This window comes from Nocardioides daphniae (assembly GCF_004777465.1).
Taxonomy (GTDB): Bacteria; Actinomycetota; Actinomycetes; order Propionibacteriales; family Nocardioidaceae; genus Nocardioides; species Nocardioides daphniae.
In genome coordinates this window covers 1,440,798-1,462,791 of sequence record NZ_CP038462.1, presented here as the reverse complement: position 1 = coordinate 1,462,791, position 21,994 = coordinate 1,440,798, and the positions used below count along the sequence as shown (strand labels likewise).

At 70.1% G+C, this 21,994-nt stretch carries 19 protein-coding genes, 1 tRNA gene and 3 pseudogenes; 3 read left to right on the top strand and 20 right to left on the bottom strand.

The annotated features are described in order from the left end of the window. Positions 1–80 precede the first annotated feature (80 nt). Positions 81–542, top strand: coding sequence for a hotdog fold thioesterase (locus E2C04_RS07195; protein ID WP_170213495.1), 462 nt, complete (start codon positions 81–83; stop codon positions 540–542). A gap of 28 nt (positions 543–570) precedes the next feature. Here the strand turns inward: E2C04_RS07195 and E2C04_RS07190 are convergent, their stop codons facing one another. Continuing rightward, on the bottom strand, positions 571–1,155 hold the full coding sequence (locus tag E2C04_RS07190; protein WP_135832098.1) for a GNAT family N-acetyltransferase: 585 nt from the start codon (positions 1,153–1,155) through the stop codon (positions 571–573). 277 nt (positions 1,156–1,432) lie between these two features. On the opposite strand from E2C04_RS07190, the gene E2C04_RS07185 reads away from it, so the two are divergent. Continuing rightward, positions 1,433–2,758 carry an ABC transporter substrate-binding protein gene (locus tag E2C04_RS07185; protein ID WP_202977929.1) on the top strand — a complete coding sequence of 442 codons (1,326 nt, stop codon included), beginning with the start codon at positions 1,433–1,435 and terminating at the stop codon, positions 2,756–2,758. Between the two features lie 162 nt (positions 2,759–2,920). Here the strand turns inward: E2C04_RS07185 and E2C04_RS19530 are convergent, their stop codons facing one another. The 6 genes and pseudogenes from E2C04_RS19530 to E2C04_RS07160 all read right to left on the bottom strand — a co-directional run bounded on the left by E2C04_RS19530 (position 2,921) and on the right by E2C04_RS07160 (position 7,817). Continuing rightward, on the bottom strand, positions 2,921–3,229 hold the full coding sequence (locus E2C04_RS19530; protein WP_238694564.1) for an ATP-binding cassette domain-containing protein: 309 nt from the start codon (positions 3,227–3,229) through the stop codon (positions 2,921–2,923). Between the two features lie 6 nt (positions 3,230–3,235). Beyond that, a pseudogene (locus tag E2C04_RS19525) lies at positions 3,236–3,570 on the bottom strand (ATP-binding cassette domain-containing protein); the annotation flags it as partial. Between the two features lie 103 nt (positions 3,571–3,673). Further along, entirely contained in the window at positions 3,674–4,633 is a 960-nt protein-coding gene (locus E2C04_RS07175) for an ABC transporter ATP-binding protein (protein ID WP_135832097.1), read from the bottom strand. Beyond that, the gene (locus E2C04_RS07170; RefSeq protein ID WP_202977928.1) at positions 4,626–5,747 is read right to left on the bottom strand and encodes a branched-chain amino acid ABC transporter permease; all 1,122 of its coding nucleotides are present in this window, start codon (positions 5,745–5,747) and stop codon (positions 4,626–4,628) included. The genes E2C04_RS07175 and E2C04_RS07170 overlap by 8 nt, the downstream gene beginning before the upstream one ends. Before the next feature lie 11 nt (positions 5,748–5,758). Then, the gene (locus tag E2C04_RS07165; protein WP_202977927.1) at positions 5,759–7,081 is read right to left on the bottom strand and encodes a branched-chain amino acid ABC transporter permease; all 1,323 of its coding nucleotides are present in this window, start codon (positions 7,079–7,081) and stop codon (positions 5,759–5,761) included. 133 nt (positions 7,082–7,214) lie between these two features. Beyond that, complete coding sequence (locus E2C04_RS07160; protein ID WP_135832096.1) at positions 7,215–7,817, bottom strand: ANTAR domain-containing response regulator; 603 nt, start codon at positions 7,815–7,817, stop codon at positions 7,215–7,217. Positions 7,818–7,890: 73 nt separating this feature from the next. Here E2C04_RS07160 and E2C04_RS07155 point away from each other — a divergent pair. Further along, positions 7,891–7,964 (top strand) — tRNA-Leu (locus tag E2C04_RS07155). Positions 7,965–8,034: 70 nt separating this feature from the next. Here the strand turns inward: E2C04_RS07155 and pyk are convergent. The 13 genes and pseudogenes from pyk to hisI all read right to left on the bottom strand — a co-directional run bounded on the left by pyk (position 8,035) and on the right by hisI (position 21,954). Then, complete coding sequence (gene pyk / locus E2C04_RS07150) at positions 8,035–9,483, bottom strand: pyruvate kinase (protein ID WP_135832095.1); 1,449 nt, start codon at positions 9,481–9,483, stop codon at positions 8,035–8,037. Positions 9,484–9,612: 129 nt separating this feature from the next. Continuing rightward, positions 9,613–11,072: pseudogene (locus E2C04_RS07145) on the bottom strand (glutamate synthase subunit beta). After that, a complete protein-coding gene (gltB, locus tag E2C04_RS07140) occupies positions 11,065–15,612 on the bottom strand; it encodes a glutamate synthase large subunit (protein WP_135832094.1) in 4,548 nt (1,515 codons plus the stop codon). The pseudogene E2C04_RS07145 and the gene gltB overlap by 8 nt, the downstream one beginning before the upstream one ends. Before the next feature lie 149 nt (positions 15,613–15,761). Then, positions 15,762–16,682, bottom strand: a complete 921-nt coding sequence (lgt, locus tag E2C04_RS07135) for a prolipoprotein diacylglyceryl transferase (RefSeq protein WP_135832093.1) — start codon at positions 16,680–16,682, stop codon at positions 15,762–15,764. 64 nt (positions 16,683–16,746) lie between these two features. Then, a complete protein-coding gene (locus E2C04_RS19520; RefSeq protein ID WP_238694470.1) occupies positions 16,747–16,995 on the bottom strand; it encodes a thioredoxin domain-containing protein in 249 nt (82 codons plus the stop codon). 34 nt (positions 16,996–17,029) lie between these two features. Then, a pseudogene (locus tag E2C04_RS21885) lies at positions 17,030–17,365 on the bottom strand (SCO family protein); the annotation flags it as partial. Further along, positions 17,362–18,156, bottom strand: a complete 795-nt coding sequence (trpA, locus tag E2C04_RS07125) for a tryptophan synthase subunit alpha (protein ID WP_135832091.1) — start codon at positions 18,154–18,156, stop codon at positions 17,362–17,364. The gene trpA and the pseudogene E2C04_RS21885, both read right to left, overlap by 4 nt. Beyond that, positions 18,156–19,391 carry a tryptophan synthase subunit beta gene (trpB, locus tag E2C04_RS07120; RefSeq protein ID WP_188421482.1) on the bottom strand — a complete coding sequence of 412 codons (1,236 nt, stop codon included), beginning with the start codon at positions 19,389–19,391 and terminating at the stop codon, positions 18,156–18,158. The genes trpA and trpB overlap by 1 nt, the downstream gene beginning before the upstream one ends. A gap of 13 nt (positions 19,392–19,404) precedes the next feature. Beyond that, positions 19,405–19,836, bottom strand: coding sequence for a hypothetical protein (locus tag E2C04_RS22280; RefSeq protein WP_238694498.1), 432 nt, complete (start codon positions 19,834–19,836; stop codon positions 19,405–19,407). A 421-nt stretch (positions 19,837–20,257) separates the two neighbouring features. After that, entirely contained in the window at positions 20,258–20,698 is a 441-nt protein-coding gene (locus E2C04_RS07110) for a DUF2752 domain-containing protein (protein WP_202977926.1), read from the bottom strand. Positions 20,699–20,715: 17 nt separating this feature from the next. Then, positions 20,716–20,916 (bottom strand): HGxxPAAW family protein, encoded by a 201-nt coding sequence (locus tag E2C04_RS07105; protein WP_135832090.1) that lies wholly within the window; start codon positions 20,914–20,916, stop codon positions 20,716–20,718. Between the two features lie 59 nt (positions 20,917–20,975). Further along, positions 20,976–21,605: a Trp biosynthesis-associated membrane protein gene (locus E2C04_RS07100; RefSeq protein ID WP_158630626.1), complete on the bottom strand. Its 630-nt coding sequence runs from the start codon at positions 21,603–21,605 to the stop codon at positions 20,976–20,978. Beyond that, positions 21,598–21,954, bottom strand: coding sequence for a phosphoribosyl-AMP cyclohydrolase (gene hisI / locus E2C04_RS07095; RefSeq protein WP_135832088.1), 357 nt, complete (start codon positions 21,952–21,954; stop codon positions 21,598–21,600). Before hisI ends, E2C04_RS07100 begins: the two co-directional genes overlap by 8 nt. Positions 21,955–21,994 lie beyond the last annotated feature (40 nt).

The following is a 21,994-nucleotide window of genomic DNA, read 5'->3' as shown; positions in this document are numbered from 1 at the left end:
ACCCTAGCCGCAGCCACCGACGTCTCTCCTGTTCCTGGGGGTCGGCCCCGCTCCGGCCACCGGGTCTGCACAATGGGCGCATGAGCGACCACCCCATGAACGTGCACGCCGTCGACCCGAGCCTCAAGGACGGCCCGCCCCACGAGCTGATCGCCGGGATGCAGGACATGATGGGTGCGCTCAACGAGAAGATGGGGATCGAGCTCGTCGAGGTCACCGCGGACCGCATCGTCGGCACGATGCCGGTGGAGGGCAACACCCAGCCCTACGGGCTGCTCCACGGTGGCGCGTCGGTCGTGCTGGCCGAGTCGCTCGGCTCCATCGGCGCGGCGATGCACGGCTACCCCGAGCGGATCCCGGTCGGCGTCGACATCAACGCCACCCACCACCGCTCGGCGGCCTCGGGCACCGTGACCGGCGTGGCGACGGCGGTGCACCTGGGTCGGACGAGCGCCTGCTACGAGGTCGTCATCTCTGACGAGCAGGGGCGACGCCTGTGCACCTCGCGCATCACCTGCGCACTCATCCCGCCGCGCAGCTGAGACCGCGCGCCGGTGGGCTGCGTACGCCTCAGGAACTGACGCGCGCCGAACGCCGGCCGCGACGCGCCGCCAGCACCCGGTCGATGTGGCGACCGCTCGACACGGCGCTGGCGCTGGTGCTGCGCACCTGGCGGGCGGCGGGGAGACGCTGGCGCAGGCCGTTGGTGGTGGCCAGCCGGAGCGTGGCCACGGGACCCATCGAGAGGCGGGCGAAGAAGCGGTTGGCGTCCCGCGACGCCGACAGCGCCGCAGATCCGACGAGCCCGACGCCGCGCTCCTCCGCGAACGACGCGGCCGCCTCCATGAGGGCGGAGCCGACTCCGCGACGGTGGTGACCGGGCATCACGTGCGGGGCGAAGGCCAGGACCATGCGGTCCAGGTTGAGCGTGGAGACGACCGTGACGCGCAGGTGGACCGCACCCACGACCTGGCCGTCTATCTCGGCGACGACGACACGGGAGTCCTCGTCCTCCTCGGCGGTGCCGAGCACGGTGCGGAGGTCAGCCATCTGCTCGTCGCGCGTGGTCGACCGCAGGACGTCGCTCCACAGCTCACGCAGGACGACCACGTCCGACTCGGTCGCGGTACGGATGAGCACCGACGCTCGCGACATGTCACACCTCCGAAACTGACTGACCCCGGCGCCTGAGCCCCCCTGACGCGCCGCCCCTCAGAGTACCCATGGATCGGGCCCGTAGGTACTCCGGTTCGGCGGACCCGTGCGGTCCTGAGCGTGGAGGGGGTCCAGACCATGGGTAACGGTTCGGCAACGACGAGCGACGCGTGTTCTCTCTCACACCACCCACCCCTACATTGACTGCACTGGGCCCATCCTCGGGACGGGCGTGGGTCGGATCAGTTGAGCAGTGCAGACCAGAAAGGTTCGCGACGTGAATCGCACCAGCACTCCATCGTGGCTCAAGGTGATGGCGGGGGCCGCAGCGCTCTCCCTCACTCTCACTGCCTGTGGCGGCGAGTCCAACGACAACGAGAAGGACGGCGAGGCAGACGCCGCCTCGTACACCAACGACGTCTGCAAGGGCGACGTGACCAGCGCCGACACCTTCAAGGTGGGCGGCATCCTCCCGCTGACCGGCAACCTGGCCTTCCTCGGCCCGCCGGAGATCGCGGGCGTCGGCCTGGCCGTCTCGGACATCAACGCGGCGGGCGGCGTCGGCGGCGCCGACGCGTGCCACCAGATCGAGGACTCCGGTGACTCCACCGACCTCTCCGTCTCCACCGCTGCCGCGGGCGAGATGGTCTCGGCCAAGCCGTCGGTCGTCATCGGTGCCGCGTCGTCCAGCGTCTCGCTGAACTTCGTCGACACGCTGACCAGCAACAAGATCACCCAGATCTCGCCGGCCAACACCGCGACGGACCTGAGCGGCTACTCGGACTTCTACTTCCGCACCGCTCCCCCGGACACCATCCAGGGTGCCGCCCTCGGCACGCTGATCGCGACCGACGGTCACAAGAAGATCGCCTTCCTGGTCTTCAACGACACCTACGGCACCGGCCTGCGCAACTTCACCCAGAAGGCCATCGAGGACGCGGGCGGCGAGGTCGTCTACGGCGGCAAGGGCGACGGCGACGAGTTCCCCGCCGGCCAGACCACCTTCTCGGCCGAGGTGACCGCAGCGCTCAACACGCAGCCCGACGCCATCGTCGTCCTCGCGTTCGACGAGACGAAGGCGATCGTCCCCGAGCTGGCCAACCAGGGCTGGGACATGTCCAAGACCTACTTCACCGACGGCAACACCGCCGACTACAGCGAGGTCTTCGACGAGGGCACCCTCGAGGGCGCCCAGGGCACCATCCCCGGCCCGAACCCGGACGAGACGTTCAAGGACGACCTGTCGGGCTGGTACAAGTCGGCCGAGAAGAAGGACCTCACCGACTTCACCTACGGTGCCGAGTCCTACCACGCCGTGATCCTGGCCGCGCTCGCCGCGACCAAGGGTGGCGACACCTCCTCGGTGACGATCCAGAAGAACCTGGCGGCCGTCTCCGGCGCCGTCGAGGGCAGCGAGGAGTGCAGCACCTACGAGGACTGCGTCAAGCTCCTCGAGGACGGCAAGGACATCAACTACCGCGGTCCGGCAGGCATCGGCCCGATCAACGACAAGAACGACCCGTCCTCGGCCTTCATCGGGATCTTCCAGTTCCAGAAGGACAACACCATCAAGTGGGCCTCGGAGGTCGAGTCCAGCAGCTGACGCACCATGCAGCAGCTGTGATCTCCTGAGCACCGCGCGAAGGGCCCGGACCACTCGGTCCGGGCCCTTCGTACGTCCCCAGCCATCCCGCCGCAGCACGAAGCCCCGACCACGTACGCGGTCGGGGCTTCGCTGCGGTCGAGCCGTGGCGGTCTGCTCGGCTCAGGCGCCTTCCTTCTTCGTCTTCACGTCGGAGGCCAGGGTGCCCAGGTAGAGCTGGATCACCTTGGGGTCGTCGGCGAGCTCGCGACCGGTGCCGGTGTAGGCGTCACGACCCTGGTCGAGGACGTACCCGCGGTCGCAGATCTGCAGGCACCGGCGGGCGTTCTGCTCGACCATGACGATGCAGACACCGGTCTTGTTGATCATGCGGGTGCGGAGGAAGGTCTCGTCCTGGCGAACCGGGGACAGACCGGCGGATGGCTCGTCGAGCAGCAGCACCGACGGTTCCATCATCAGGGCGCGCGCCATGGCCAGGGACTGTCGCTCACCACCGGAGAGGGCACCGGCCTGCTGGTTGCTCCGCTGGTGGAGGACCGGGAAGAGGTCCACATCGCGGCCAGCCGCTCGTTGACCTTCTTGGGGCGCAGGAAGAGCCCCATGCGGAGGTTCTCCTCGATGGTCAACGACGGGAAGACGTTGTTGGTCTGGGGCACGAAGCCGACACCCATCTCGACCAGACGGTTGGTCCGGGCGTTGGTGATGTCCTCACCGTGCAGGCGGACCGTGCCCTCGTGCACCTGGACGAGGCCGAACATCGCCTTCAGCAGGGTCGACTTGCCGGCGCCGTTGGGGCCGATGATGCCGATCATCTCGCCGGGGTAGGCCTGGATGGTGCATCCGTTGAGGATGTTGACGCCCGGCAGGTAGCCACCCACCAGGTTCTCGGTCTCGATGACCGGCTGCGAGCTCGCCTCACTCATGGGCGCTCTCCTCCTTCTGCACCTCCGTGGCCAGCTGGGCCATGGTCTCGTCGGTGAGCAACGCGTCGTCACCCAGGTCGGCGTCGTGGTGGGCGCCCAGGTAGGCGTCGATCACGGCCGGGTTGCTCATCACCACGTCGGCGGTGCCCTCGGCGACGATCTTGCCCTCGGCCATCACCACGACCCAGTCGGAGATGTGGCGGACCATGTGCATGTCGTGCTCGACGAAGAGCACGGTCATGCCCTCGTCCCGCAGGCTCTGGATGTGGCCGAGGAGCGACTGGGTCAGGGCAGGGTTCACGCCGGCCATCGGCTCGTCGAGCATGATCATCGTGGGGTCCGTCATCAGCGCGCGCGCCATCTCGAGCAGCTTGCGCTGACCACCGGAGAGGCTGCCGGCGTAGTCGTCCTTCTTCTCCAGCAGCTTGAAGCGCTGGAGCAGGTCCTTCGCCTTGGCCTCGACCTCACGCTCCTGGGCCGACCACAGCGGCTTGATCCAGGCCTTGAGGAGGTTCTCCCCCGCCTGGCCGGTGGCCCCGAGCATCATGTTGTCGAGCACGGTCATGCGGTTGAGCGCCTTGGTCAGCTGGAACGTGCGCACCATGCCGGCCTGCGCCACCTTCGACGGCGAGGTCTTGCCGAGGCTCTTGCCCTCGAAGCTCCACTGCGCACCCTTGCCGGCCGAGGTGGGCTTGTCGAAGCCGGTGATCAGGTTGAAGAAGGTCGACTTGCCCGCACCGTTGGGGCCGATCAGCGCAGTGATGATGCCGCGCTCGACCTCGAGGTGCTCGACGTCGACGGCCGTGATGCCGCCGAAGGAACGGGTGATGTTGTCGACCGACAGGATGGCGTCGGGCTTGGAGCCACCCGCCTTGGCCTCGAAGGTCTCCACCAGGGCTCGGCGAGCCGCCGGGTCCGAGTGGACGACGCGAGGACTGGAGCTCTCAGACATTGAAACGCAACTCCCTCTTGTCGCCCAGGATGCCCTGGGGTCTGAAGATCACCAGCAGCATCAGCGCCACACCCACGACGATCCAGGAGAACTGCTCGGTCTGCTGGCTGTTCATGATGGTGTTGGGAACGACCACGTCGGCCGTGCCCTTGATGAAGATGCGCACGGTGAAGAAGAGGATCGACCCGAGCACCGGCCCGAAGATCGTGGCCGCTCCGCCGAGGAGCAGCGCCGTCCATGCGAAGAAGGTCATCGCGCGACCCATGGAGTCGGGCTGCACCGAGGCCGGCAGCACGTAGACCATGCCACCCAGCGCACCGAGCATGCCGCCGATCAGCAGCGCCTGCATCTTCACCGAGAAGGCGCTCTTGCCCAGGCTCATGATGGCGAACTCGTCCTCGCGGATGCCGCGCAACAGGCGACCCCACGGGCTGCGGGCGAGCAGGAAGACCACCAGGACGCACAGCGCCACCAGCGACCACGCGACGAAGCGCACCCACCAGCCGTTGACGCCCGTCATCTGGTAGTTCAGGAAGAGAATGTTGGCCTCACCGTCACCGAAGAACGAGAGGTCGGTGAAGGGGTCGCGGTAGCGCTTGCCCTGGAGGCCCTGCGCGGCGCCCGTCACGTCGGTCAGCAGCGCCGAGCGTCCGACGTACCGGATGATCTCGGCCGCCGAGATGGTGACGATGGCCAGGTAGTCACCCCGCAGCTTCAGGGTCGGGATGCCCAGCACCAGGCCGAAGAGGGCGGCGGCGAGCAGGCCGATCAGGACCGCGGGAACCAGCGGGACGCCCTCGATCAGCGAGATGGCGAAGCCGTAGGCGCCCAGGAGCATGAAGCCGGCCTGGCCCATGTTGAGCAGGCCCGTGAAGCCGAAGTGCACGTTGAGGCCGATGACGGCGATGGCCACCGCCGCGGTCTGCGGGCTGATCGCCTCGCGCGCCATGGCTCGGGCGATCGCGCCCGCCTCGCCCGGCACGAACTCGCCGACCAGGAGGAGGAGCACGAAGCCCCCGAGCATCGAGGCCGCGATGACGAGCGCCCGGCGCGCCCCGGAGGGCTTCGACTCGGTCGTTTCGGTGAGGCTGCGAGCCTCTGCGTCGATCGACATGGTGTCCCCTTCTAGCCGACTCGCTCCGCCTTGCCGAGCAGGCCCTGGGGCCGCACCAGCAGGAGGAGGATCAGGATGAGCATGGCGGTCGCGTACTTGAAGTCACCCGGGATGCCGACGACCGGGGCGAGCTCGACCACCAGGCCGATGACCAGCGAACCGACCAGGGCGCCGAAGGCCGTCCCGAGTCCGCCGAGCGTGACGGCCGCGAAGAGCAGCAGCAGGATCTGCATGCCCGAGTCCCACTTGATGCCGTTCGTGACCAGGGCGTACATCACGCCGGCGAGACCGGCGAGCCCTGCCGAGACCGTCCAGACCAGGCGGATGACCTTGTCGACGTCGATGCCGGAGGCTGCCGCCAGGGCCGGGTTGTCGGCCACGGCGCGGGTCGCCCGACCGATGCGGGTGCGCAGCAGGGCGAAGCCGACCACCGCCAGCACGATGACCGAGATGGCCATGGCGGCGAAGGACTGCTGGGTCATGGTGATCGGACCGATCTCCGTGACGGCCGGGTTCTCACGGACGACCCGGACGGTGGCCGCGCCGACGAAGTACTGGAAGCAGTACTGCAGCGCGAGCGAGAGCCCGATCGTCACGATCATCATCTGCGTGAGGCCGAGTCCGCGCCGTCGCAGCGGCTGCCAGATGACCCGGTCCTGGGTCCACCCGGTCATGGCGCAGATGAGCACGGTCAGCGCGGCGCCCACCCAGAGGTTGAGGCCACCCACGTTGACCAGGCCGTAGGCCAGCATGCCGCCCAGGGTCACCTGCTCGGCGTGGGCGAAGTTGGAGAGCTTGGTCGTGCCGTAGATCAGCGAGAGGCCGACTGAGGCCAGCGCCAGCAGCAGGCCCAGTCGCAGCCCGTTGGCCGAGCTCTGCGCGAGGTACTCGGCGAAGCTGCGCTCCGAGGAGTAGTTGGTGGTGCGGACCTCGATGAGGGCCGCGGCGGTCGCGCCCAGGCGTACGCGGGCGGTCACCTTGCCCTCGGTCTCCACGTCGTCAGGAAGCGTGTCCTCGACGATCGTGACCTGCCACGGGCCCTCCTCGGTGACCGAGAGGTTCCACTTGCCGGTGTCGCTGGTGGTGACCGTCTCCTCGGCCCCGGAGGGCGAGGTGAGCTCGATGTCGACGTCGGCGAGGACTCCCTCCTCCGTACGCAGCGTGCCCGCGATGCAGCCCGACTCGGGGGTCGGCATGCACAGCGTGTCCGCGGCGTTCGCGGAGACCGGCGCGAGCAGCCACAGCAGCCCGACCACGGCCGCGATGACGCCACCTCGTACGGAACCGCGGCGCGCGCGGGGACCGTCAATGCTCCACCTGTGTGGACTCTTCACCCGTTCCTCCCGTCGTCGCGCCACTGGGGCGCATCCGAAGTGTAGGGAGGAAACCACGCCCTGTGGAGTACCTCACAGTCCTCAGGTCACACCGATGCCAAACGGTGACCTTGAGGTGCGGCGGCCCCGGGCATCAGCCCTGCGCGATGCTGGGTCCGTGCTCGATGACCCCGGCAGCGACCTGTCGCATCGACAGGCGCAGGTCCATCGCGGTCTTCTGGATCCACCGGAAGGCGTCGACCTCCGACAGGCCCAGCTCGCTCTGCAGCAGGCCCTTGGCGCGGTCCATCGTCTTGCGGGTCTCGAGGCGCTCGGAGAGGTCGGCGACCTCGCTCTCCAGGGCCTTCACCTCGGTGAACCGGGCCACCGCCATCTCGATGGTCGGCGCCAGGTCGGCCTTGCTGAAGGGCTTGAGCAGGTAGGCCATGGCTCCGGCGTCACGCGCCCGCTCGACCAGCTCGCGCTGGCTGAAGGCGGTGAGGATCACGACGGGGCAGATCCGCTGGGCGGCGATCCGCTCGGCGGCCGCGATCCCGTCCAGGACGGGCATCTTGACGTCCAGGATCACCAGGTCGGGTCGCAGCTCCTCGGCCAGGTCGATGGCCCGCTGACCGTCGGCGGCCTGACCGATCACGTCGTAGCCCTCCTCGGCCAGCATCTCGGCCAGGTCCATGCGGATGAGGGCTTCGTCCTCGGCGATCACGACGGTGGGAGCGGGGAGGGGCGAGGCAGTCACGTACCGAGGTTATCCCCTCCCCCGGCAGGCGTGGACGCCACGGGTCTGCAGTAAGTTGTGTCGCGGTGAGCAGGCCCCGGTATCCCAACCGGTAGAGGAAGCGGTCTCAAACACCGTCCAGTGTGGGTTCGAATCCCACCCGGGGCACGCACCACGCAGAAGGGCGCCCGACGTCATGTCGGGCGCCCTTCTCACGTCGTGGCTCTCACGTCGGGGCTCAGTCCTCGCCGCGGTAGGCGGGGGCCACGCCCTTGATCGCGTCACCCATGCGGTGCACGCGCAGGGCGTTGGTGGAGCCCGGGATGCCCGGCGGCGTGCCGGCGGTGATGACGATGCAGTCGCCCTCCTCGACCCGGCCCGAAGCGAGCAGCATCTCGTCGACCTGGCGCACCATCTCGTCGGTGCTGCGCACCTCGGAGGTGTGCATCGGCTCGACGCCCCAGGTCAGCGAGAGCTGGCGCTGGGTCTCGGCGAGCGGGCTGAAGGCGAGCAGCGGGATGGCACCGCGATAGCGGGCCAGCCGTCGGGCCGAGTCGCCACTCTGGGTGAAGGCGACCATGAACTTGGCCTGCATGCGCCCGGCGACCTCGGCCGCAGCCTTGGAGATGATGCCGCCCTTGGTCCGCGGCTGCCAGTCGACGGCTGCCATGCGGGCCAGGCCGTGGTCCTCGGTGTTCTCGACGATGCGGGCCATGGTGCGCACGGTGGCGATCGGGTGGCGACCCACGCTGGTCTCCCCCGACAGCATCACCGCGTCGGCGCCGTCGAGCACCGCGTTGGCGACGTCGGAGGCCTCGGCACGGGTGGGGGCCGGGGCGTTGATCATCGACTCGAGCATCTGGGTCGCGACGATGACCGGCTTGGCGTGGCGGCGGGCCAGCTCGATGAGCGTCTTCTGCAGCAGCGGGACCTGCTCGAGCGGGCACTCGACGCCGAGGTCGCCGCGCGCGACCATCAGGCCGTCGAAGGCGTCGATGATGGCCTCGCGGTTGTCGATGGCCTGCGGCTTCTCGATCTTGGCGATCACCGGGACGGTGATGCCCTCCTCGTCCATGATCGCGCGCACGTCGTCGGCGTCCTCGGCGTGACGCACGAAGCTCAGCGCGATGAAGTCGACGCCCTGGTGGAGGGCCCAGCGCAGGTCCTCGGTGTCCTTCTCCGAGAGCGCGGGCACGGAGACCGCGACGCCCGGGAGGTTGATCCCCTTGTGGTTGGAGACCGGTCCACCCACGATCACCTTCGTGCGGACGTCCTGGCCGTCGACCGCGACGACCTCGAGACGGACCTTGCCGTCGTCGATGAGGATCGGGTCGCCGGCGTTGACGTCGCCGGGCAGGCCTTCGTACGTCGTCCCGCACTCCGTGCCGTCGCCCTCGACGTCGCGGGTGGTGATGGTCCACTCCTGGCCGGGGACCAGGACCGCGGACCCGTCGCGGAAGTTGCCGAGGCGGATCTTGGGGCCCTGCAGGTCGGCGAAGATGCCGATCGCCCGGCCGGTGCGTTCGCTCACCTCCCGCACCATGGCGTACATGCGCGCGTGGTCCGCGTGCGTGCCGTGGCTCATGTTGAGGCGGGCGACGTCCATCCCTGCCTCAAGGAGCTCGGTGATCTTCTCAGGGCTGTCGACAGCCGGGCCAAGGGTGCAAACGATCTTTGCTCTACGCACCCGACGAGTCTAGCCGCCCCGGTCTGGACCAACGTGTCGGCGAGGTGTCACCGCGATGAAATCGGGCGACCGAAATGGCGCCGGCCGGGCCGCCCCGAAGGGCGACCCGGCCGGACCAGCAGTGCGTCGTCAGACCACCAGCGGGCGAGCCGTCGGCGGGATGGGCGACGGCAGCTCGGTCGATCCCGTGAGGTACTCGTCCACCGCGGCGGCCGCAGCACGGCCCTCCGCGATCGCCCACACGATGAGCGACTGGCCGCGTCCGGCGTCACCGGCCACGAAGACGCCGGGGACCGAGGACTCGTAGTTCTTCGAGCGGGCGACGTTGCCGCGCTCGTCGAGCTCGACGCCGAGCTGCTCGACCAGGCCGGGCTGCTCGGGCCCGACGAAGCCCATCGCCAGCAGGACCAGGTCGGCCGGGATCTCCTTCTCCGTGCCCGGGACGGGCTGGAACTTCGCGTCGACCTCGACCAAGCGGAGCGCCTTGACGTTGCCCTCGTCGTCACCGACGAACTCGGTGGTGGAGATCGAGTAGACGCGCTCGCCACCCTCCTCGTGCGCCGAGGAGACGCGGAAGATCATCGGGTAGGTCGGCCAGGGCTGACCCGTCGGACGCTCGGGCGTCGGCTGCGGCATGATCTCGAGCTGCGTGATGCTCGCGGCACCGTGACGGATCGAGGTGCCGAGGCAGTCGGCGCCGGTGTCACCGCCACCGATGATGACGACGTGCTTGCCGTCGGCACGGATCTGGCCCTCGACCGGTTGGCCGAGCGCCTCACGGTTGGCCTGCGGCAGGAACTCCATGGCCTGGTGGATGCCGTTGAGCTCGCGCCCCGGGACCGGCAGGTCACGCGCCACCGTCGAGCCGACAGCCAGCACGATCGCGTCGTACCGCTGCTGGAGGCGCTCACCCGTCAGGGTGCCCTGCCCGACCTCGACGCCGCTGCGGAAGATGGTGCCCTCACGGCGCATCTGGTCGAGGCGCTTGTCGAGGTGCTTCTTCTCCATCTTGAACTCGGGGATGCCGTAGCGGAGAAGACCGCCGGGCTTGTCCGCGCGCTCGTAGACGGCGACCGTGTGACCGGCCCGGGTCAGCTGCTGGGCGGCCGCCAGGCCGGCGGGGCCGGAGCCCACGACGGCGACGGTCTTGCCCGAGAGCCACTCCGGCGCCTCGGGCCGGACGTAGCCGGACTCCCAGGCACGGTCGATGATCGAGACCTCGACGTTCTTGATCGTCACCGGGTTCTGGTTGATCCCCAGGACGCAGGCGGTCTCGCACGGTGCCGGGCACAGACGACCCGTGAACTCCGGGAAGTTGTTCGTCTTGTGCAGGCGGTCGATCGCGCCTTCCCAGTCGTTGCGGAAGACCAGGTCGTTCCACTCCGGGATGATGTTGCCCAGCGGGCACCCTGGTGGCAGAACGGGATGCCGCAGTCCATGCAGCGGCTGGCCTGGGTGTTGATGATCGGGAGCAGCGCGCGGCCGATCCCGTCGGGGTAGACCTCGTTCCAGTCCTTGACTCGCTCCTCCACGGCACGACGGCCAGCCACCTGGCGGTCGTGCTTGAGGAAGCCCTTCGGGTCAGCCATGAAGCACCTCCATGATGCGCGCAGCAGCCTGGTCCTCGTCGAGACCCTCGGCGAGGGCCTCGGCGCGTGCGGTGAGCACGCGTCGGTAGTCCCGAGGCATGACCTCGGTGAAGCGACCCACCGCGGCGGGCCAGTCGGCGAGCAGCTGCTCGGCGACGGTGGAACCGGTCTCCTCCAGGTGCTCGCGGACGAGCGCCTCGAGCTCGGCGGCCTCGTCGGCGCCGAGGGGGGTCAGGTCGACCAGCTCGGGGTTGACCCGCGAGGCGTCGAGGTCGAGGACGTAGGCGACACCGCCGGACATGCCGGCCGCGAAGTTGCGTCCCGTCGGGCCGAGGACCACGACGCGGCCACCGGTCATGTACTCGCACCCGTGGTCGCCCACGCCCTCCACGACGGCGGTGAGGCCCGAGTTGCGGACGCAGAAGCGCTCGCCGACCTGCCCGCGCAGGAAGATCTGGCCCGACGTGCCGCCGTAGCCGATCGTGTTGCCGGCGATGACCTGCTCGCTGGCGTCGAAGGTGGCCTCACGCGAGGGACGCACCACGATGCGACCGCCCGAGAGGCCCTTGCCGACGTAGTCGTTGCCGTCACCCTCGAGCCGCAGGGTGATGCCCTTGGGCACGAACGCGCCGAAGGACTGGCCCGCCGAACCGGTGAAGGTGATGTCGATCGTGCCGTCGGGCAGACCCTCGCCGCGGTGGCGCTTGGTCACCTCGTGGCCGAGCATGGTGCCGACGGTGCGGTTGACGTTGGAGACCTTGACCTGGGCGCGCACCGGCTCGCCGTTCTCCAGGGCCGGGGCCGCGAGCCGGATCAGCTCGTTGTCCAGGGCCTTGTCGAGGGCGTGGTACTGGCTCTTGGTGCAGCGCAGGTCCTGGTCGGCGAACTGCGGCGGGTTCTCCACCTTGTGCAGGATCGGCGCCAGGTCCAGGCCGGAGGCCTTCCAGTGGTGCTCGGCCTTGACGGTGTCGAGCACGTCGACCTGGCCCACGGCCTCGTCGATCGAGCGGAAGCCGAGCTCGGCGAGGAGCTCGCGCACCTCCTGGGCGATGAACTCGAAGAAGTTCACCACGAACTCGGGCTTGCCGCTGAAGCGGCTGCGCAGCACCGGGTTCTGGGTGGCCACACCCACCGGGCAGGTGTCGAGGTGGCACACGCGCATCATCACGCAGCCGGAGACCACGAGCGGAGCGGTCGCGAAGCCGAACTCCTCGGCGCCCAGCAGGGCGGCGATGATGACGTCGCGGCCGGTCTTCAGCTGGCCGTCGGCCTGCACCACGATCCGGTCACGCAGGCCGTTGAGCAGCAGGGTCTGCTGGGTCTCGGCCAGGCCGAGCTCCCACGGACCACCGGCGTGCTTGAGCGAGGTGAGCGGCGAGGCACCGGTGCCGCCGTCGTGGCCGGAGACCAGCACGACGTCGGCGTGCGCCTTGGAGACACCCGCGGCGACCGTGCCGACACCGACCTCGGAGACCAGCTTCACGTGGACCCGCGAGGACGGGTTCGCGTTCTTCAGGTCGTGGATCAGCTGCGCCAGGTCCTCGATCGAGTAGATGTCGTGGTGCGGCGGCGGGCTGATCAGGCCGACGCCCGGGGTGGAGTGACGGGTCTTGGCCACCCAGGGGTAGACCTTGTTGCCCGGCAGCTGGCCGCCCTCACCGGGCTTCGCGCCCTGGGCCATCTTGATCTGGATGTCGTCGGCGTTGGTCAGGTACTCCGAGGTGACGCCGAAGCGTCCCGAGGCGACCTGCTTGATCGACGAACGACGCTCGGGATCGTAGAGACGCTCCGGGTCCTCGCCACCCTCACCGGTGTTGGACTTGGCGCCCAACCGGTTCATGGCGATCGCCAGCGTCTCGTGCGCCTCGCGGCTGATCGAGCCGTAGGACATCGCGCCGGTGGAGAAGCGCTTGACGATCTCGCTGATCGGCTCGACCTCGTCGATCGGGATCGGGCCCCGACCGGTCTGCTCCGCATCCTTGAACCGGAACAGGCCACGCAGCGTCATCAGGCGCTCGGACTGCTCGTCCACGCGCGCGGTGTACTGCTTGAAGATGTCGTAGCGGCCCTGGCGCGTCGAGTGCTGGAGGCGGAAGACCGTCTCCGGGTCGAACAGGTGCGGCTCGCCGTCACGACGCCACTGGTACTCACCACCGGTGGTGAGCTCACGGTTGCCCGAGACGACGCCGCCGCGCGGGTACGCCTGGGCGTGGCGCAGGGCGACCTCTTCGGCGATGGTGTCGATGCCGATGCCGCCGAGCTTGGAGGTGGTGCCGGTGAAGTACTTGTCGACCAGGTCGGTCGACAGGCCGATGGCCTCGAAGATCTGCGCACCCGTGTAGGAGGCGACCGTCGAGACACCGATCTTGCTCATCACCTTCACGACGCCCTTGCCGAGCGACTTGATCAGGTTCTTGACCGCGACCTCGGGCTCGACCTGGACGTAGTAGCCCTCGCGCGCCAGGTCCTCGACCGTCTCCATGGCCAGGTACGGGTTGACCGCGCCGGCACCGAAGCCCATCAGCAGGGCGACGTGGTGGACCTCGCGCACGTCGGCGGCCTCGACGACCAGCCCGACCTGCGTACGCGTCTTCTCACGCACCAGGTGGTGGTGGACCGCCGCGGTGAGCAGGAGCGACGGGATTGGCGCCAGGTCGGCCGTCGAGTGACGGTCCGACAGCACGATGATCCGGGCACCGTCGGCGATGGCGGCCGAGACCTCGTGGCAGATCTCGTCGATCTGCGCAGCCAGCGCCGCGCCGCCGCCGGCGACCTCGTACAGGCCCCGGGCGACGTGGGTGACGAACTCGGGGCGCTCGCTGTCCTGGTGGAGGTAGCGGAGCTTGGCGAGGTCGTCGTTGGAGAGCACCGGGAACGGGATGACCACCTGGCGGCAGGAGTCCGCGGAGGGCTCCAGCAGGTTGGACTCCGGACCGACGGTGCCCCACAGCGAGGTGACGAGCTCCTCGCGGATCGCGTCCAGCGGCGGGTTCGTCACCTGGGCGAAGAGCTGCTGGAAGTAGTCGAAGAGCAGGCGCGGCTTGTCGCTCAGGGCGGCGATGGGCGTGTCGGTGCCCATGGAGCCCAGCGCCTCGCCACCGGTGTTGGCCATCGGCGCGAGGATGACGCGCAGTTCCTCCTCGGTGTAGCCGAAGACCTGCTGGCGTCGGGCCACGGACGCGTGGGTGTGCACGACGTGCTCGCGGTCCGGGACGTCCTTGAGGTTGATCAGGCTGTCGCGCAGCCACTCCTCGTAGGGGTGCTCGGCGGCGAGGCCGGCCTTGATCTCGTCGTCCTCGACGATGCGGTGCTCCTCGGTGTCGACGAGGAACATGCGACCCGGCTTCAGGCGGCCCTTGCGGACGATCCTGGCGGGGTCGATGTCGAGCACGCCGACCTCGGAGGAGAGGACCACGAGGCCGTCGTCGGTCACCCAGTAGCGGGAGGGACGCAGGCCGTTGCGGTCGAGCACGGCGCCGATCTGGGTGCCGTCGGTGAAGACGACGCAGGCGGGGCCGTCCCACGGCTCCATCATCGTGGAGTGGAACTCGTAGAAGGCCCGGAGCTTCGGGTCCATCTGCTCGTTGTTCTCCCACGCCTCGGGGATCATCATGAGCACCGAGTGCGGGAGGGTCCGGCCGCCGAGGTGCAGCAGCTCGAGCACCTCGTCGAACGAGGCCGAGTCGGAGGCCTCGGGGGTGCAGATCGGGAAGAGGCGGTCGAGGTCGCCACCGAACTTGTCGGAGTCGAGCAGCGCCTCCCGGGCCCGCATCCAGTTGCGGTTGCCCTTGACGGTGTTGATCTCACCGTTGTGCGCGATGAAGCGGAACGGGTGGGCCAGCGGCCAGCTCGGGAACGTGTTCGTCGAGAAGCGCGAGTGCACCACGGCGATGGCCGAGGCCATGCGCTCGTCGGACAGGTCGGGGAAGACCTGGCCGAGCTGCTCGGTGGTGAGCATGCCCTTGTAGCCCAGCGTGCGCGAGGAGAGCGAGGGGAAGTAGACCTCGGTCAGGCGCTCGGCGCGCTTGCGCAGGCAGAAGGCCTGGCGCTCCAGGTCCATGCCGGTGACGGCAGCGCCCGGGGAGGCGACGAAGAGCTGGATGAAGGTCGGCATGACCGACAGGGCGGTCGCACCGAGCACCTCGGGGTTGACCGGGACGTCGCGCCATCCGAGGACCTCGAGGCCCTCCTCGGCAGCGATCTTCTCGATCGCCTGGACGGTGTCGGCCACCGCGGCCTCGTCGCCCGGGATGAAGGCGGTGCCGACCGCGTACGCACCGGCGGCGGGGAGCTCGAAGTCGACGACCTCGCGGAGGAAGGCGTCCGGCACCTGGATCAGGATGCCGGCGCCGTCACCGGAGTTGGTCTCGGCGCCCGCGGCGCCGCGGTGCTCCATGTTGATCAGGGCCTCCAGGCCCTTGGCCACGATGTCGTGGCTCGCAACGCCGGTCAGGGTCGCGACGAAGGCCACGCCACACGAGTCGTGCTCGAAGGCGGGGTCGTACAGCCCTTGGTGAGGCGGGAATGCGTGCATGGGCATTTCTCCCGTCGTCCTGGGTGGCAGCACCCGCCTCGAGAGGAGGGGGATGGCCACGATGTGAAGATCTCGCGGGACGACGTTGGCCCGGACGGCGGAACTTTACCACCCAGGGGGGCTGGCTCCCCCATCTCGGGCGGAAGCCCGCCCACTCAGGATCGGTCGTCGCCCGGCTCTGCGTCAACGGCCTTCTCAGAACCGGCCGGCTCCGGACCCCCGTCACCGACGGCGGACGCGGGGGCGGCTGCCCCCTCCTGCGCCGCCCGGCGGCGCAGGAGCCAGAAGCACACCAGCGCCACCGCGAAGAGCAGGATCGACGTCCAGCTGTTGAGGCGCAGGCCCAGCAGGTCGTCGTACTGCACCGAGTCGATGCGCAGGTTCTCGATCCAGACGCGACCGGCCGTGTAGACCATCACGTAGAGCGCGACCAGCTGGCCGGGGGCGAAGCGCCGGCGCCGGTCGAGCCAGAGCAGCAGGAGGCAGCCGGCGAGCGCCCACAGGCTCTCGTAGAGGAAGGTGGGGTGGAAGACGACGTCGGCCCCGACGTAGTCGTACGGCCGGTGGGCGTCGTCGATCTCGAGACCCCACGGCAGGTCGGTGGGACGGCCGTACAGCTCCTGGTTGAACCAGTTGCCCCAGCGCCCGATGCCCTGGGCGAGCAGCACCCCGGGAGCCAGTGCGTCGAGGAAGGGCAGCACCTTGATGCCCTTGAGCCGGGCGCCGATCACGACGCCCAGGGCACCGAGGGCGATCGCGCCCCAGATGCCGAGCCCGCCGCGCCACACGTAGAGGGCGGTGATCGGGTCGTTGCCGTCTCCGAAGTAGAGCTGGTGGTCGGTCACGACGTGGTAGAGCCGGCCGCCGACGAGGCCGAACGGCACCGCCCACAGGGCAAGGTCCTGCACGTCGCCGGGCTGGCCACCGCGTGCCACCCAGCGCCGCTCCCCCATCCAGACCGCGACGACGACGCCGAGGATGATGCAGAGCGCGTACGCACGCAGGGGCACGGGCCCGAGGTGCCACACGCCCTGGTCGGGGCTGGGGATGGCCAGGGCGACGAGCTGGCTCAGCATGGGAGCTCCAGTGTTCGGCAGGGTTCAGCGGCAGTGGTTCAGCGGCAGGGTTCAGCGGCAGGCTTCAGCGGCTCAGAAGGGACTCGATGTCCGAGGCCATCTGCTTGGCCGAGACGTCCTTGGTCCACACGATCTGGCCGAGGCCGTCCTCGTCGAGGCCCACGACGTGGTCGGAGTGCACGACCTCGTAGCCGCCGCTGGGCAGCTTCTCGCCCTCCTCGACCGCGACGCTGACCGAGCGCCCGGTCTCGACGATGGCGTCCAGGCTGCCGGTGAGCCCTCGAACTCGGGGTTGTAGCGGTCGAGGTAGCACGCAGGACCTCGGCGTCGTCACGGGCCGGGTCGGTGGTGACGAAGACCATGTCGACCCGGTCGCGGAGCTCCTCGTCGACCTGGGTCAGGGCCGAGGCGATCGTGGACATGACCACGCCGCAGATGTCGGGGCAGTGGGTGTAGCCGAAGAAGACCAGCGTCAGGTCGTTGTCGACGTCGGCCAGCGCCCGCTCCTCCCCCGACGTGGTCGTCAGCGGGATCGCGGCGGCCTCGTAGGGCTGGTCGAGCTCGGCTCCGTAGATGCCCGCCTCGGACGGCTCCTGCGTGGCCGGGCTGCAGGCGAGGGCTCCGGTGGCCAGCACGCCGGCCGCCAGGCCGAGCGCGAGACGCCGTCCCCACCCACGGGTCATCCCCGCACCCCGTTCGCCAGGTCCTCGGTGAGCGCTGCCAGGGCCCGCAGGCCGGCAGCGTGGTCGTCGGCGTGCTGCTGGAGCACCCGCACGAAGGCCGAGCCGACGATGACGCCGTCGGCGTACTGGGCGATCTCGCGAGCCTGCTCGCCGTTGCTGACGCCGAGGCCGACCCCGACGGGCAAGTCGGTGGTGGCCTTGGTGCGCGCCACGAGCGGGCCGGCCAGGTCACTGGTCGAGGTGCGCGCTCCGGTGACCCCCATGACGGCGGTCGCGTAGACGAAGCCGCGGCACGCCGCAGTGGTCATCGCCACCCGCGCGTCGGTCGAGGAGGGGGCGACCAGGAAGATCTTGTCGAGGTCGTGGGCGTCCGCCGCAGCGATCCACTCCTCGCCGCTGTCGGGGGTGATGTCGGGCGTGATCAGGCCCGAGCCGCCGGCGTTGGCCAGGTGGGTGGCGAAGCGCTCCACCCCGTAGCGCTCGACGGGGTTCCAGTACGTCATCACGACGGTCGGCGCCCCGGTGGCCGCCACCGCCTCGACGACGGTCAGCACGTCCTTCGTACGGATGCCGGCGTCGAGCGCCTGCTGGGCGGCTGCCTGGATCGTCGGGCCGTCCATGACGGGGTCGGAGTAGGGCAGGCCCACCTCGATCACGTCGCAGCCGGAGTCGACCATCACCTTCATGGCGTCGATCGAGCGCTGCAGGTCGGGGAAGCCGGCCGGCAGGTAGCCGACGAGGGCCGCGCGACCCTCGGCCTTCGCGCGCTCGAAGGCGGGTGCGGTGCCCATCACGAGCCTCCCAGTCCGAACCACTCGATGGCGGTCCCCATGTCCTTGTCACCACGACCGGAGAGGTTCACGACCACGGTCGTCTCCGGGCCCTTCTCGGCCACCAGCTCCGGCAGCACCTTCAGGGTGCCGGCCAGCGCGTGGGCGCTCTCGATGGCCGGGATGATCCCCTCGGTGCGCGCGAGCAGGGCCATCGCGTCCATCGCCTCGGAGTCGGTCACCGGGAGGTAGGTGGCGCGCCCGACCCTGGCCAGGTGGGAGTGCTGGGGGCCGACGCCCGGGTAGTCCAGACCGGCGGAGATCGAGTGGGACTCGACCGTCTGGCCGTCCTCGTCCTGCAGCACGAAGGTGCGCGCGCCGTGCAGCACGCCGGAGTCGCCGGCAAAGATGGTGGCCGCGTGACGGCCCGTCTCGACGCCGTCGCCGCCCGGCTCGAAGCCGTAGATGGCGACGTCCTCGTCCTCGAGGAAGGCGGTGAAGAGGCCGATGGCGTTGGAGCCGCCGCCGACGCAGGCGGTCACGGCGTCAGGGAGCCGGCCGAACTGCTCCAGCACCTGGGCGCGCGCCTCGTCGCCGATGCCGCGGCAGAACTCGCGGACCATGCTCGGGAACGGGTGCGGACCAGCCGCCGTCCCGAAGAGGTACGCGGTGTGGTCGACGCTGGCGACCCAGTCACGCAGCGCCTCGTTGATGGCGTCCTTCAGCGTCGCGCTTCCGGACTCGACCGGGACCACGGTGGCGCCCAGCATCTGCATCCGGGCGACGTTGAGCGCCTGGCGCCGGGTGTCGACCGCACCCATGTAGACCGTGCAGTCGAGGCCGAAGTAGGCCGCGGCGGTCGCGCTGGCGACGCCGTGCTGGCCCGCGCCGGTCTCGGCGATGACGCGGGTCTTGCCCATCCGCTTGGTGAGCAGGGCCTGGCCCATCACGTTGCGGATCTTGTGGGCGCCGGTGTGGTTGAGGTCCTCGCGCTTGAGCAGGATCCGGGCGCCGTACTGCGCCGAGAGCCGCTCCGCGTGGTAGAGCCGACTGGGGGTGCCGGCGTAGTCGGCGAGGACGTCCTCGAACGACTTCACGAACTCCGGGTCGGCCATCGCGCCGTTCCAGGCCTCGGTCAGCTCGTCGAGCGCGGCGACCAGCGCCTCGGGCATGAAACGGCCACCGAAGTCGCCGAAGAAGCCCCGCTCGTCGGCGTCGTAACGGCCCGGCCGGCCTGCGTCTGCCTGCCCTGTCACAGTCCTACTCCTGTCATGCTGCGGACGGCCTGCTCGGGGTCGCCGTCCTTGACGAGCGCCTCCCCCACGAGCACGACCCGGGCGCCCGTCGGCCACGAAGCCAGCCACGTCGTCCGTCGAGTTGATGCCCGACTCGGCGACCTTGACCCGGTCGTCGGGCACGAGCGGCCGAGCCGCGAGAAGTGGTGTGGTCGACCGCCAGCGTCTTGAGGTTGCGGGCGTTGACCCGATCAGGGAGCGCGCGAGGGCGGACGGCACGCTCGGTCTCTCCTCGTCGTGCACCTCGACCAGCACGGTGAGCCCGAGCTCGCGGGCCTCGTCGTGGAGGCGGCGCAGGGTGTCGTCGTCCAGGGCGGCGACGATGAGCAGGGCGAGGTCGGCCCCCGGCACGGGCCTCGACGAGCTGGTAGGACTCGACGATGAAGTCCTTGCGCAGGATCGGCACGTCGACGGCCGCGCGCACCGCGCGCAGGTCGTCGAGGGACCCTTGAACCGGCGCTCCTCGGTGAGGACGGAGATCGCCGCGGCGCCGCCACGGGCGTACGCAACCGCCAGGTCGGCCGGGTCGGGGATGTCGGCGAGGTGGCCCTTGCTGGGGCTGGAGCGCTTCACCTCGGCGATGACGCTGGACCCGGGCGCCGAGAAGTGCGGCATCGGGTCGAGGGGGGCGTCGACGTCGGCCAACGCGGCCCGCAGGTCGCGCAACGGCGTCTCGGACTCGCGCGGGCGAGGTCGATCCGGACACCGGCGACGATGTCGTCGAGGACGGACACGCGGATTCCTCCAGGGCTGGCGGGACGAACAGGGACAAGCCTCTCACCCCGGCGGTGAGCCCCGGGCACCAGTCCAGTGGCTCGAGCGGCAGCTCAGGGCGCGAGCCACTCCCCCAGCGGCACCGGAAGGTTGCGCCAGAGCGCGAAGACGGCGAGGGCCACGCCGATCCCCCACCACGCGGCGGCGGGAAGGGCCGGCAGCAGCGGCTGCCTGCCCTGCCAGGCACGCAGCACCGCACGCAGCCACAGCACGACGGCCACCGGCGCCGCGGCGACCAGGACGAGGTTGCTCGAGGCAGCCGCCACCAGGTCGAGGTCGGTGAGGTGGTGGACGGCGCGCAGGCTGCCGCAGAACGGGCAGGCGAAGCCGACCAGCGCGGTGGGGCAGAAGCCCCAGCTGCCCTGCACGTGCGGGTCACGCAGGTGCAGCGCCAGCGTGGCGGCACCGACGACGGCGCCCGCGGCGAGGACCGGACGCAGACGCTGCGCCCGGGTGGTGGGCACCGGGCCCACCGGGGAGGTCACGTGGACCACGGCCGGTCAGGCTCGGATCAGTGGGATTCCTCGTTGAGGCCCATCTTCGCCATCACCATGAAGAGCGGGAGGGCGACGACGGCGACAACGACGCCGACCCAGAAGAGGACCATGGAGACGGGCGTCAGCATGAGCGCGACGCTGCCGATCACGAAGCCGACCATCGCCACCGCGACAGCGGTCCAGGCGGCGGGGGTGTTTCCGTGGTTGTCAGCCATGAGTTGTGCTCCTGATCCGTGCGAGTACGTCCAGCCCGCAGCGCGGACCGGGCACCAGTCTAGGGGTCGACCCGTTCCGTCGGGTCGCGGCCCTCGTCGATGGCCTTCCACACGTCGGCAGGGTCCTCCTCGCCGAGGTCGGCGACCGGGACGGCCGCGGCTGCCGCGGACGACTCCGCACCGGGGCGCGGCGCACCGGTCGGGGCGTCGTACCGGCTGCCCATGGCCGGCCACCGCGGGACGCGCAGGAGCGCGACGACGTGCGCCGGCACCAGGAGCACGACGGCGATCCCGGCCATCACGAACCACGACGTCCAGCCCAGGGACCACCCCGGCGCCAGCTCGGCGCGCGTCACGGCGGCGGAGACGTCATCACGCAGCGTCAGCGCCCCGATCACCCAGACGGCGGCGAGCCCGAGGGAGGCCAGCAGGCCGAGGCCGGCGACCGCTCGGCGCCACGCACCGCGGGTCACCAGCAGCACGCCCCACGCGGCGAGCGCCACCAGGCCGAGCGCACCCGAGGCGGGCATCTGGCCGAGGCCGGGGGCGTTCTGCCAGAACCAGTCGGCCGCTGCCTGGTCGCTGCCGCGGGCGGAGAGCTCCACCCAGTCACGGTGGCCGGCGGTGGCGGCGAGGCCCGCGCCGGCCAGGCCGGCGAGCAGGGTGGGGCCGAACGACCGGTCAGCCACGACCGGGCACCGCCGGCAGCAGGTCGGCGTCGAAGCAGGTGGCGTCACCGGTGTGACAGGCGGCGCCCTCCTGGTCGACCTTCACCAGCAGCGTGTCCTTGTCGCAGTCGAGCCGGACCTCCTTGACCCACTGCACGTGGCCCGAGGTCTCCCCCTTGACCCAGTACTCCTGGCGGCTGCGCGACCAGTAGGTGGCGCGTCCGGTCGTCAGGGTACGGGCCAGGGCCTCGTCGTCCATCCAGCCGAGCATCAGCACCTCGCCGGTGTCGTGCTGCTGCACGACCGCGGGGACCAACCCGTCGGAGGTGCGCTTGAGCCGGGCGGCGATGTCGGGGTCGAGTGCAGTCACTCCCCCAGTATCGCGCGCGGCGGGTGGGCCGGCGCCGCCG

Bases quoted from the DNA above. Each gene is read 5' to 3' on its own strand.
- E2C04_RS07195 (WP_170213495.1), top strand. From the start codon at position 81: ATGAGCGACCACCCCATGAACGTGCACGCCGTCGACCCGAGCCTCAAG.
- E2C04_RS07190 (WP_135832098.1), bottom strand. From the start codon at position 1,155: ATGTCGCGAGCGTCGGTGCTCATCCGTACCGCGACCGAGTCGGACGTG.
- E2C04_RS19530 (WP_238694564.1), bottom strand. From the start codon at position 3,229: ATGGCGCGCGCCCTGATGATGGAACCGTCGGTGCTGCTGCTCGACGAG.
- E2C04_RS07175 (WP_135832097.1), bottom strand. From the start codon at position 4,633: ATGTCTGAGAGCTCCAGTCCTCGCGTCGTCCACTCGGACCCGGCGGCT.
- E2C04_RS07170 (WP_202977928.1), bottom strand. From the start codon at position 5,747: ATGTCGATCGACGCAGAGGCTCGCAGCCTCACCGAAACGACCGAGTCG.
- gltB (WP_135832094.1), bottom strand. From the start codon at position 15,612: ATGCCCATGCACGCATTCCCGCCTCACCAAGGGCTGTACGACCCCGCC.
- lgt (WP_135832093.1), bottom strand. From the start codon at position 16,682: ATGCTGAGCCAGCTCGTCGCCCTGGCCATCCCCAGCCCCGACCAGGGC.
- trpA (WP_135832091.1), bottom strand. From the start codon at position 18,156: ATGGGCACCGCACCCGCCTTCGAGCGCGCGAAGGCCGAGGGTCGCGCG.
- E2C04_RS07105 (WP_135832090.1), bottom strand. From the start codon at position 20,916: ATGGCTGACAACCACGGAAACACCCCCGCCGCCTGGACCGCTGTCGCG.